This is a genomic window from Pseudomonas sp. CIP-10, assembly GCF_020911845.1.
GTDB lineage: Bacteria > Pseudomonadota > Gammaproteobacteria > Pseudomonadales > Pseudomonadaceae > Aquipseudomonas > Aquipseudomonas alloputida.
Genome location: NZ_CP087160.1, coordinates 1,979,151 through 1,991,096, shown reverse-complemented (window position 1 = coordinate 1,991,096; position 11,946 = coordinate 1,979,151). Strand labels below are relative to the sequence as shown.

The following is an 11,946-nucleotide window of genomic DNA, read 5'->3' as shown; positions in this document are numbered from 1 at the left end:
TCTGACAGCGGCCACCGCTCAACGCACCCGTTCCAGGCTCTGCACGGCCAGGTCCAGCGCACGCTGCATGTCCAGGCGCGCCGAACGGCCCAGGTCCGGGTCGTTCAGGCGGCCACCACGCTCTGAGGGCAGGATCGGCGCCGTCAGGTCTTCGGCATCCATCGCTTCAAAATCCTGTTCGGCGCCCAGGGTCAAGGCACTGCGCCGCAACAGCATGCGCACCTGTTCCGGGGTAAGTGCCGGGTTGATCGACAGCATCGTCGCCACAGTGGCAGTCACCAAGGGTGTTGCGTACGACGTGCCGCAATGCGCAGCCTCGGCAGACACTGGGCGTATGCAGGCAGCAGCACTGACGTCCACGCGCATGTCGATATTGGAACTGTGACGCTTGCGCACGTGATCGTGGGCTTCAACTGCCGTAGCCTTGTCACTGCGCTGATGCCCGCCCACCACCAGCAATTGCTCGGTGATAAACGACGAAGGCAGGCGATATTCATCGGTCCCCGACCAGGACGCACCATTGCCCGCCGAATTCACCACCACCACATCAGGGTGCTCCTTGCGCAGCCAGAGGAAGAACTCCTCAAGTAACTCCTCGTAGCCACTCATTGCCAGCCCGGAGCGCACCAGCGAATCGACCTCATCACCCTTCACATTGCGTGCCCCGACCCGGTGAATGCCCCAGCTCCAGTTCAGCACCCGCACGCCATCTTCGACCAGGTTCACCGAGGCAGCGATGTTGGCGGTGATACCGGCATCCGAGTTGCGCTCTACCACCACCTCGAAGCCAGGGCTGTGCTTGCCCAGCCCTGGCAAAAAGCCCTCACCCTGCGCAGCGAGAATGCCTGCGACATGGCTGCCGTGGCCTGCCGGGCGATCACCGTCGCGCGCGTAGAGGCATGTCTGGCCTTGTTCGCAGCCCCCTCGATAATGGGTGAACCCTGGGGCGTCAAAGTCCACTTCGCGCTCGATTACCCCGACCCGCACGGGCTTCACCGGCAAGCGAGATGCGGCAATCCGGCGCCGGTAGAAATACAGCGCGTCCATGAAGCGGTTGGCGGCCCATTCGTCCGCCTGGTCGATGGCCCGGGTGCTGCGCCCATTGCCCTCCTCCCCGCGCTCGGGGCCGGACTCTTCGACAATCACGGCATCCACGCTGACTTCACTGCCCATGCGCAGGACCATCGCATCGCGCTGCACCAGGTCATCTACCGGCAAGCGCAACTGGTAGACATTCAGCGGCGGTATGGCACCGACAACCTGGGCGCCGTATTTGCCGGCGATGCGCCGGGCCTCGTCGAGGCCGTCGTATTTTTCTTCGATCAACAGGCTGACCAGATCGACATAGGTGATCAGGCCATCCATGTTCTTCGCCACTTCATCGGGCCCTGCGGCGATCACATGACTGCGTTGGCGGCTCAGCCATACCGGGTTGCTGGTGCGGCCGCCATCGGCCAGCCAGAGCGGGGCACTGCGCTGGGCTTGTCTCGCCAGTTTCAGCGTTAGCCGGTCACCTTGGCGCTCGATATCGGCTTCTGACAGCCGCGTACCGCCGAGCCATACCGTTGGCAGATTTGCCCGGAGCCCTTCGGCACGCAGGCACCATCGCTGCTGGCTATCGCTGAACAAGTCGCCGCAACGCTGCAGCTGCTTGATGCGCAGCGTGTCCGCTGCAGCCTGTGCACCAAGACTGCAAAGCCATAACAGCAAGATCAGGACACCCTTCATGCAATCACCCCACGCGCTCCCTGTGAGTGCGACTTACGGGGCACCTCAAAGGTTCACCTGTGGCCGGCGACTGCCTGGTCGCGGGCGAGCCATTCGGCCATGGCAGTATCCTCCAACGCGTACTCGCCACGATTGGCCTTCCATACCAGCTCCTTGTCGCGCAGGGCATCGAGGGCCTTCTGTACGTTTGCCGTGTTGACGTTGGCTACCGCCTGGGCCTGCTCCAGCTTGCGGCTGACCTCAACCAGGGTTTGCTCGGTAAACGGGGAAAACGGCTGCCGACCCAGCGTGCGCTCAGCCATGACCTCTAGCACGGCCTGCTGCAACGGCGTAAGTTCGTTCCAAGCGCTTTCGTAGTCGCTCCACACCCCGGCTTGATGGTTCAGCGCCCCATTGCGCAGCAGTTCACCCAGGTTGCCCGCCTCCCCCAGGCCGACACTGACTTCGGCCAACAGTTTGTTGAGCATTTCCGGGCGCCGGCCGACCAATTCGAACGCGTATGCCAGGTCCTCTACCTTGAACTGGTTACTGTCGGCCAGGCGACGGTTCCACAAGGCGGTGATGAATTCGACATATTCACGCCCCAGCAACGGAAAAGGCGTGATGCTGGCACCAAAGAATGGCTGCTTGCTCTTGAGTACCAGGTTGGCCAGCTTGTCGCGACTAGAGCCCGTGAACACCAGGCGCAAGCCGTCCGGACGGTCGCCACGGTTAAGGTGGTCACGCGCGGCTTTCAGCGCGAACATCGCATTGAGGCCATCTTCGCTGTTAAGGGCGTGCTGAGCCTCGTCGATGATCAGTACTACCAACTGCCCTGACACTTGATGCAACACGGCAAGCGCCTGGGCCAGGGTAGTACCCGCAGGCAGTTGCGGGCGGGTGAAATCCCAGCTCAGGGTGCGCAGCAGGTTGATCTTGTCGACACCGGCCTTTTTCGCCGTCCTGGCCAGCGCACCTTCGAATCTGGCCAGCGCAGTACCGATGGCGCCGCTGATGAGCTGCGCAGGGGCGGCGTCGCGATCCGACCACAGGTCGACGTAAACCGGTAGCCAGCCGCGCTGTACGCATTCCGGTATGAAGTCGTTGTTGAGGAAGGTGCTCTTGCCCGTACGCCGGGGCGCGGCCAGGAACATGCCCGAGCTGTAATCGACCAACGACTCGCCGGCCAGGTCTTGGGCCAGTGCGGTGGCCAACTGATGACGGCGTAGGAGCGGGCGAACGGGAGACATGCAATTAACCTCAATTATCTTGCCTACTATAATTTATAGCCTACAAGATAAACCAGGATAATACGACCGTCCGCAACAGGGCCGGCGTGATCCAGATCCGGCAAAAAGTCAGCAAATTTGCCATCATGTTGATTCCACCTGCGGAGATCATGGACATGCCGCTACGCCCCCTTTTCACCTCCCTGTTGCTGGTCGCCAGCCTCACCGCCCATGCCGCCACCGAGGTGGTGCCACTTCAGCATCGCAGCAGCGCCGAACTGCTGCCCGCCCTGCAGGCGTTCATCGGCAAGGACGGCACGGTCAGCGCCTTCGAGAACAAACTGATCGTCAACGCCAGCCCCGAGCGCATCGACGACCTGCGCGCCCTGCTGCAACAGCTGGATACCGCGCCCAAGCGCCTGCTGATCAGCGTCGACAACAACGACAGCAACTTCCAGGACAACCGCGGCAACGCACGCGTCATTCACTACGGCACCAGCAACCGCGACGGCGGCATGCAGCAGGTACAAGCCAGCGAAGGGCAACCGGCACTGATCCAGGTGGGCCAGAGCATCCCCATTACCAGCACCAGCACAGACGGCTATGGGCGCATTCAGAGCAACACCGAATACCGCAACGTGACCCAAGGCTTCTACGTGACCCCCAGCCTGAGCGGCGAAACGGTTCGCCTGCAAATAAGCAGTAATAATGACCGCATCAGCCACGAACGTGCAGATGTAGTGAAAGTACAAAGTACCGACACGACAGTCACGGGCAAGCTCGGCGAGTGGATCACCCTGGCGGGGTTCAACCAGCAGAGCCAAGCCGATCGCAGCGCATCAAGCCATACGTACAGCACCCAACGGGGTGAAAACATGACATTGCGGGTCAAAGTCGACCTTGTCGACTGATACCAGGCAATTCAAGGCTTCGACCAAAGGCCTTGAAACTGACTGCCAAGTCGCATTAGACCAAAGATGTAGTAAGTACAAAAAAGCACTACAAAACATTTGACAGGGTCTTTTTCCCAAGGGCATGATGGCCTCGCTCCCGCTAATCAGGGGCCCTGGCAAGGGCCTTCGAGGCGTACTCCTCCCACCCCTGGAGGCGCCTCGTGTCTATACGGCCCACAAGGCGGTTCGACGGGATTGCGACTGCAACGAAGAAGTTGTCCCGAGGGACGGAAGCGCATCACCGCAGTACTGGCAATCGCGTCGCACCGCAGCAAGGCAACCACGAGCCGACCTGCCGGAGCACACCTTCGCCTGGTCTGCCCACCCTTCCCCTTCGAGCCTTCGCGTTCGCCGCCGCATTCCTGCGAACAGGACAGCCGCCAGGCACCTGATCTGCTCCGAGCATCAGCACAATTAACCCAAGATCGATGCGACGAGGTTTATTTCCATGGCACTGACACGCGAACAGCAAATTGCAGCCCTCGAGAAAGACTGGGCCGAAAACCCGCGCTGGAAAGGCGTGACCCGTACCTACACCGCCGCTGATGTCGTTCGCCTGCGTGGCTCCGTGCAACCTGAGCACACCTTTGCGCGTCAGGGCGCAGAAAAACTGTGGAAGCTGGTCACCGAAGGTGCCCACCCGTCCTTCCGCCCCGAAAAAGATTTCGTCAACTGCATGGGCGCCCTGACGGGCGGCCAGGCTGTACAACAGGTCAAGGCCGGCATCCAGGCCATCTACCTGTCCGGCTGGCAGGTTGCCGCCGACAACAACTCGGCCGAGTCGATGTACCCTGACCAGTCGCTGTACCCGGTCGACTCGGTACCGACCGTGGTCAAACGCATCAACAACGCGTTCCGCCGCGCCGACCAGATCCAGTGGAAAGCCGGCAAGAACCCGGGCGACGACGGCTACATCGACTACTTCGCGCCCATCGTGGCCGACGCCGAAGCCGGTTTCGGTGGCGTACTGAACGCCTACGAGCTGATGAAGAACATGATCGAAGCAGGCGCCGCCGGCGTGCACTTCGAAGACCAGCTGGCCTCGGTTAAAAAATGCGGCCACATGGGCGGCAAGGTGCTGGTACCGACCCAGGAAGCCGTACAGAAGCTGGTAGCCGCGCGCCTGGCCGCTGACGTGTCGGGTGTACCGACCATCATCCTGGCCCGCACCGATGCCAACGCCGCCGACCTGCTGACCAGCGACTGCGACCCGTACGACCAGCCGTTCGTGGTTGGCGAGCGCACCCGCGAAGGCTTCTACAAGGTCCGTGCCGGACTCGATCAGGCCATTGCCCGCGGCCTGGCCTACGCCCCGTACGCCGACCTGATCTGGTGTGAAACCGCCAAGCCGGACCTGGACGAAGCCCGTCGCTTCGCCGAGGCGATCAAGAAGGAGTACCCGGACCAGATCCTGTCGTACAACTGCTCGCCTTCCTTCAACTGGAAGAAAAACCTGGACGACGCCACCATCGCCAAGTTCCAGCGCGAATTGTCGGCCATGGGTTACAAGCATCAGTTCATCACCCTGGCTGGCATCCACAACATGTGGCACGGCATGTTCAACCTGGCGCACGACTACGCCCGCAACGACATGACCGCCTACGTGAAGCTGCAGGAGCAGGAATTCGCTGACGCCAGCAAGGGCTACACCTTCGTGGCGCACCAGCAGGAAGTGGGCACTGGCTACTTCGACGACATGACCACCGTGATCCAGGGTGGCGCTTCGTCGGTGACTGCACTGACCGGTTCGACCGAGGAAGAGCAGTTCCACTGATAGTGGGTTGCGGTTGAACAAAGGCCCGGGGCTTGTGAAAGCTCCGGGCCTTTGTTTTTACCCGCGAAAGGGCCGGGCCTGCTGGCCAATTTTTACCAGCCGTTCACCGTTGCCGCCGCTACCGTATTCGCGGGTAAACCCGCTCCTACACTGATCGGGAAGACACACACATCGGCGATTGGGCACAGGCCGCTGCAGGAACGGGTTTACCCGCGAAAGGGCCGGCACAGGCCGCAGCAAAACCCCGGATCAGGGCTATGCTTGTGGCAGCCCAGCAGCAAGGACCGCCCATGCCTCGTCCAAGCCACCTGATGATTCTCGCCCTGACCGCCGCTGCCCTCTATATATATGCACTGGCCAGCGACAACACCCTGCTCGCCCTCATGGCCAAACCCATCCCGGTGCTGGCCTTAATTGCCTGGCTGCGCAGCACCCCGGTTTCACCTTATCGCACGTGGATCTCGATCGGCCTGGGCTTCTCGGTACTCGGTGACATCCTGCTGGCCATCCCCGCCGACCTGTTCGTGTTCGGTTTGGCCGCCTTCCTTTGCGCTCACCTTGCTTACCTGCGCGGCTATTGCGGCATTACCCTGCGCCCCGCCCTGCCCGCACTGATCTTCAGCGCAATCACGGGCATCGCGCTGCTCGGCGTACTGGCCAGCCACGGCCTCGGCCCGTTGCTGATCCCGGTAGCGCTCTACGCCCTGGCTATCAGCGCCATGCTCTGGCGCGCACTGGCCTGCGGGGGATTGGCAGCGCTCGGTGCCGGCCTGTTCGTGTTCTCCGACAGCCTGATCGGCATCGACCGCTTCGTCAGCCCGTTCGCCGCCGCACCGTACCTGATCATCCTCGCCTACTGGCTCGGCCAATGGGCCATCGCTTCATCAGTCGGTCATCGCTTAACCGATAAAGTATTGACCCAGAGCGGTGCGCGCAGGACCGAGAGCTGCTAGAACAAGGGTTTTTTGCAATTGCAAGTAGGGGGAATCGCCAGATGAACTTTACAAGGCACAGAAGAGCCAAATTCAACGGCAGCAGCTCAAATGATATTAATTATCATTACAGGACTTGCAATTCGTTACCTGCAGCAAGAAACATAATTAACAAAACCGCGCCTAATGCCCGAATTTCAAGGCTCTCAGCCAGTTACGAACGGTTTTTGTACTTAATCCTACGAATAAATTTGCGACAGAAATTTTACTTGCACCAGGTTTACCCATAAAATCAGCGCGATTGATTCGGCTGCGACATTTGGTCACTGCATGTGCGACGCCAAGTCGCCGCTCTACACTTATTTCAGACTGCAGAGCTGGGTCTCTGTATAAGGATTTCTAGCATGTCCGATTCGGCAGGACTCATCGCCCACAACTGGGGCTTTGCCATCTTCCTCCTGGGTGTCGTCGGCCTGTGCGCCTTCATGCTCGGCCTGTCCAGCCTGCTCGGTAGCAAGGCTTGGGGCCGCGCCAAGAACGAACCCTTCGAATCCGGCATGCTGCCCGTCGGCAGCGCTCGCCTGCGCCTGTCCGCCAAATTCTATCTGGTCGCGATGCTGTTCGTGATCTTCGATATCGAAGCCCTCTTTCTCTTTGCATGGTCTGTGTCCGTCCGCGAAAGCGGCTGGACCGGATTCGTCGAAGCACTCGTTTTCATAGCAATTCTGTTGGCAGGTCTTGTCTACCTATGGCGCGTCGGGGCACTTGATTGGGCTCCCGAAGGTCGCCGCAAGCGGCAAGCGAAGCTGAAACAATGAGGCTTTGGCATGCAATACAATCTCACCAGAATCGATCCGGATGCGCCCAACGAGCAGTACCCGGTCGGTGAACGGGAAACCGTCACCGATCAACTGCTAGAGGACCAGGTCCACAAGAACATCTTCATGGGCAAACTTGAAGATGTGCTGCGTGGCGCGGTCAATTGGGGCCGCAAGAACTCCCTCTGGCCGTACAACTTCGGCCTGTCCTGCTGCTACGTGGAAATGACCACGGCCTTCACGGCACCCCACGACATCGCCCGCTTCGGCGCCGAAGTCATCCGGGCCTCGCCGCGTCAGGCCGACTTCATGGTCATTGCCGGTACCTGCTTCGTGAAGATGGCACCGATCATCCAGCGCCTGTACGAGCAGATGCTCGAACCAAAATGGGTCATTTCCATGGGTTCGTGCGCCAACTCCGGTGGCATGTACGACATCTACTCGGTCGTTCAGGGGGTCGACAAGTTCCTCCCCGTGGACGTCTATGTGCCTGGCTGCCCGCCACGCCCTGAGGCTTTCCTGCAAGGCTTGATGCTGTTGCAGGAGTCGATCGGCCAAGAACGACGCCCGCTTTCCTGGGTTGTTGGTGATCAAGGTATTTACCGTGCCGAGATGCCAGCCCAGAAAGACCTGCGTCGTGAGCAGCGCATTGCAGTAACCAACCTGCGCAGCCCCGACGAAGTCTGATCCAGCGACCTGCCGCCCGCTCCCGAAGGAGCCGGCGGCCTGGCTTCATTCTTAACGTTGACCCAAAGCGACCGAGACCATGACAGCGGACAACGCTATTTTCATTCCGCCCTACAAGGCTGACGACCAGGATGTGGTCGTCGAACTGAACAACCGTTTTGGCGCCGAAGCATTCGTCGCCCAGGAGACCCGCACCGGCATGCCCGTGCTGTGGGTAAAACGCGCCCAGCTCAAAGAGGTGCTCAGCTTCCTGCGCGGCGTCGCCAAGCCTTACAGCATGCTGTACGACCTGCATGGCGTCGACGAGCGCCTGCGCACCCAGCGCCGTGGCCTCCCAGCCGCCGATTTCAGTGTGTTCTACCACCTGTTGTCGATCGAGCGTAACAGCGATGTGATGATCAAGGTGTCGCTCAGCGAAGGCGACCTGAACCTGCCGACCGTGACGGGCATCTGGCCAAACGCCAACTGGTACGAGCGCGAAGTCTGGGACATGTTCGGCATCGACTTTGCCGGCCACCCGCACCTCAGCCGCATCATGATGCCGCCGACCTGGGAAGGTCACCCGCTGCGCAAGGACTACCCTGCCCGTGCGACCGAGTTCGACCCCTACAGCCTGACCCTGGCCAAGCAGCAGCTTGAAGAGGAATCGGCACGCTTCAACCCGGAAGCCTGGGGCATGAAACGTCAGGGCGCCAACGAGGACTACATGTTCCTCAACCTCGGCCCCAACCACCCTTCGGCGCACGGTGCGTTCCGTATCGTCCTGCAGCTGGACGGTGAAGAAATCGTCGACTGCGTACCGGACATCGGCTACCACCACCGTGGTGCCGAAAAAATGGCCGAGCGCCAGTCCTGGCACAGCTTCATCCCCTATACCGACCGTATCGATTACCTCGGCGGGGTGATGAACAACCTGCCGTACGTGCTTGCGGTAGAGAAGCTGGCCGGCATCAAGGTGCCGCAGAAGGTCGACGTGATTCGCATCATGCTGGCCGAGTTCTTCCGCATCACCAGCCACCTGCTGTTCCTGGGTACCTACATCCAGGACGTCGGCGCCATGACCCCGGTGTTCTTCACCTTCACCGACCGCCAGCGCGCCTACACCGTGATCGAAGCGATCACCGGTTTCCGCCTGCACCCGGCCTGGTACCGCATCGGTGGCGTCGCCCACGACCTGCCACGTGGCTGGGACAAGCTGGTCAAGGACTTTGTCGAGTGGCTGCCCAAGCGCCTCGACGAATACACCAAGGCCGCCCTGCAAAACAGCATCCTCAAGGGCCGTACCATCGGCGTTGCCGCGTACAACACCAAGGAAGCGCTGGAATGGGGCACCACCGGTGCCGGCTTGCGTGCCACCGGTTGCAACTTCGACCTGCGTAAAGCCCGTCCTTACTCCGGCTACGAAAACTTCGAGTTCGAAGTACCGCTGGCCCACAACGGCGATGCCTACGATCGCTGCATGGTCCGTGTCGAGGAGATGCGTCAGAGTATCCGCATCATCGACCAGTGCCTGCGCAACATGCCGGAAGGCCCGTACAAGGCGGATCACCCGCTGACCACGCCGCCGCCGAAAGAGCGCACCCTGCAGCACATCGAAACCCTGATCACGCACTTCCTGCAAGTCTCGTGGGGCCCGGTCATGCCGGCCAACGAGTCGTTCCAGATGATCGAAGCGACCAAGGGCATCAACAGTTACTACCTGACGAGCGATGGCGGCACCATGAGCTACCGCACCCGGATCCGCACCCCGAGCTACCCGCACCTGCAGCAGATCCCTTCGGTGATCAAAGGCAGCATGGTTGCCGACCTCATTGCGTACCTGGGCAGTATCGACTTCGTTATGGCTGACGTGGACCGCTAAGCATGAACAGCACGCTTATCCAGACAGACCGTTTCGCCCTGAGCGAAACCGAGCGCTCGGCCATCGAGCACGAAATGCATCACTACGAGGACCCGCGCGCGGCGTCCATCGAAGCCCTGAAGATCGTCCAGAAGGAGCGTGGCTGGGTGCCGGACGGCGCCATTCACGCCATCGGCGAAGTGCTGGGCATTCCGGCCAGCGACGTCGAGGGTGTCGCCACCTTCTACAGCCAGATCTTCCGCCAACCGGTCGGCCGCCACATCATCCGCGTGTGCGACAGCATGGTCTGCTACATCGGCGGCCATGAGTCGGTGGTCAGCCAGATCCAGAGCGAGCTGGGCATCGGCCTCGGCCAGACCACCGCCGACGGCCGTTTCACCCTGCTGCCCGTGTGCTGCCTGGGCAACTGCGACAAGGCCCCGGCACTGATGATCGACGACGACACCTTCGGTGACGTGCAGCCGGCTGGCGTTTCCAAACTGCTGGAGGGTTACGTATGACCATTACTTCCTTCGGCCCGGCCAACCGCATCGCGCGCTCGGCCGAAACCCACCCACTGACCTGGCGCCTGCGCGACGACGGCGAGCCGGTCTGGCTGGCCGAGTACGAATCGAAGAACGGCTACGCCGCAGCCCGCAAGGCGCTGGCGCAAATGTCCGCCGACGACATCGTGCAGAGCGTCAAGGACTCCGGCCTCAAAGGCCGTGGCGGCGCAGGCTTCCCCACTGGCGTGAAGTGGGGCCTGATGCCCAAAGACGAATCCATGAACATCCGCTACCTGCTGTGCAACGCGGACGAAATGGAGCCGAACACCTGGAAGGACCGCATGCTGATGGAGCAACAGCCCCATCTGCTGGTCGAGGGCATGCTGATCAGCGCCCGCGCCCTGAAGGCCTACCGCGGTTACATCTTCCTGCGTGGCGAGTACACCACCGCAGCGAAAAACCTCAACCGTGCCATCGATGAAGCCAAGGCCGCCGGCCTGCTGGGCAAGAACATCCTGGGCAGCGGTTTCGATTTCGAGCTGTTCGTGCACACCGGTGCCGGCCGCTACATCTGCGGTGAAGAAACCGCGCTGATCAACTCGCTGGAAGGCCGCCGCGCCAACCCGCGCTCCAAGCCGCCCTTCCCTGCCGCCGTTGGCGTGTGGGGCAAGCCGACATGCGTGAACAACGTCGAAACCCTGTGCAACGTCCCGGCCATCGTCGCCAACGGCAACGACTGGTACAAGTCGCTGGCCCGCGAAGGCAGCGAGGACCACGGCACCAAGCTGATGGGCTTCTCCGGCAAGGTGAAGAACCCAGGCCTGTGGGAACTGCCATTTGGCGTTACCGCACGCGAATTGTTCGAAGACTACGCCGGTGGCATGCGTGATGGCTTCAAGCTCAAGTGCTGGCAGCCAGGCGGCGCCGGTACCGGCTTCCTGCTGCCCGAGCACCTTGATGCACAAATGTACGCCGGTGGCATCGCCAAGGTCGGCACCCGTATGGGTACTGGCTTGGCCATGGCGGTCGACGACAGCATCAACATGGTGTCGCTGCTGCGCAACATGGAAGAGTTCTTCGCCCGCGAATCGTGCGGCTGGTGCACCCCATGCCGTGACGGCCTGCCGTGGAGCGTGAAGATGCTGCGCGCACTGGAAAACGGCCAAGGCCGCGCCGAGGACATCGAGACGCTGCTGGGACTGGTCAACTTCCTCGGCCCGGGCCGTACCTTCTGTGCTCACGCACCAGGTGCCGTCGAGCCGCTGGGCAGTGCCATCAAATACTTCCGCTCGGAGTTCGAGGCCGGTGTGGCGCCAGAAAGCGCTGCCACCCTGCGCCCCGACCTGGCGAAGCCGATCGTGGTCGGCGCATAACAAGATGATTAGGCGGGTGGTCCGTGCCACTCGCCAGCTTACCGGCAGGCCCGAGCAATCGAGGCGTGTCGCAAGCTCACCGATTTCCATTAGCCACGCCCGCTCACGCGGGCCAACGAAGAACTTT

10 protein-coding genes are annotated in these 11,946 nt (G+C 61.5%); 8 read left to right on the top strand and 2 right to left on the bottom strand.

Going from position 1 to position 11,946, the window contains the following annotated elements; translation table 11 throughout:
- Positions 1-18 precede the first annotated feature (18 nt).
- Both LMH93_RS08865 and LMH93_RS08860 read right to left on the bottom strand, forming a co-directional pair.
- Positions 19-1,728 (bottom strand): S8/S53 family peptidase, encoded by a 1,710-nt coding sequence (locus LMH93_RS08865; protein WP_230065018.1) that lies wholly within the window; start codon positions 1,726-1,728, stop codon positions 19-21.
- 53 nt (positions 1,729-1,781) lie between these two features.
- Positions 1,782-2,957 (bottom strand): hypothetical protein, encoded by a 1,176-nt coding sequence (locus LMH93_RS08860; protein WP_003251412.1) that lies wholly within the window; start codon positions 2,955-2,957, stop codon positions 1,782-1,784.
- 125 nt (positions 2,958-3,082) lie between these two features.
- On the opposite strand from LMH93_RS08860, the gene LMH93_RS08855 reads away from it, so the two are divergent.
- The 8 genes from LMH93_RS08855 (at position 3,083) to nuoF (ending at position 11,819) form a co-directional block, all read left to right on the top strand.
- Entirely contained in the window at positions 3,083-3,847 is a 765-nt protein-coding gene (locus LMH93_RS08855) for a secretin N-terminal domain-containing protein (RefSeq protein WP_173879731.1), read from the top strand.
- 490 nt (positions 3,848-4,337) lie between these two features.
- Positions 4,338-5,663 carry an isocitrate lyase gene (gene aceA / locus LMH93_RS08850; protein ID WP_003251416.1) on the top strand — a complete coding sequence of 442 codons (1,326 nt, stop codon included), beginning with the start codon at positions 4,338-4,340 and terminating at the stop codon, positions 5,661-5,663.
- Positions 5,664-5,953: 290 nt separating this feature from the next.
- Positions 5,954-6,616: a lysoplasmalogenase gene (locus LMH93_RS08845; RefSeq protein ID WP_185279587.1), complete on the top strand. Its 663-nt coding sequence runs from the start codon at positions 5,954-5,956 to the stop codon at positions 6,614-6,616.
- Between the two features lie 383 nt (positions 6,617-6,999).
- Positions 7,000-7,413: an NADH-quinone oxidoreductase subunit A gene (locus LMH93_RS08840; RefSeq protein ID WP_003251427.1), complete on the top strand. Its 414-nt coding sequence runs from the start codon at positions 7,000-7,002 to the stop codon at positions 7,411-7,413.
- A 9-nt stretch (positions 7,414-7,422) separates the two neighbouring features.
- Positions 7,423-8,100, top strand: coding sequence for a NuoB/complex I 20 kDa subunit family protein (locus LMH93_RS08835; RefSeq protein ID WP_003251429.1), 678 nt, complete (start codon positions 7,423-7,425; stop codon positions 8,098-8,100).
- A gap of 79 nt (positions 8,101-8,179) precedes the next feature.
- Positions 8,180-9,961 carry an NADH-quinone oxidoreductase subunit C/D gene (nuoC, locus tag LMH93_RS08830; RefSeq protein ID WP_003251431.1) on the top strand — a complete coding sequence of 594 codons (1,782 nt, stop codon included), beginning with the start codon at positions 8,180-8,182 and terminating at the stop codon, positions 9,959-9,961.
- A gap of 2 nt (positions 9,962-9,963) precedes the next feature.
- Complete coding sequence (gene nuoE, locus LMH93_RS08825; protein WP_003251433.1) at positions 9,964-10,461, top strand: NADH-quinone oxidoreductase subunit NuoE; 498 nt, start codon at positions 9,964-9,966, stop codon at positions 10,459-10,461.
- Positions 10,458-11,819, top strand: a complete 1,362-nt coding sequence (nuoF, locus tag LMH93_RS08820) for an NADH-quinone oxidoreductase subunit NuoF (RefSeq protein ID WP_010954901.1) — start codon at positions 10,458-10,460, stop codon at positions 11,817-11,819. Before nuoE ends, nuoF begins: the two co-directional genes overlap by 4 nt.
- Positions 11,820-11,946: the final 127 nt, after the last annotated feature.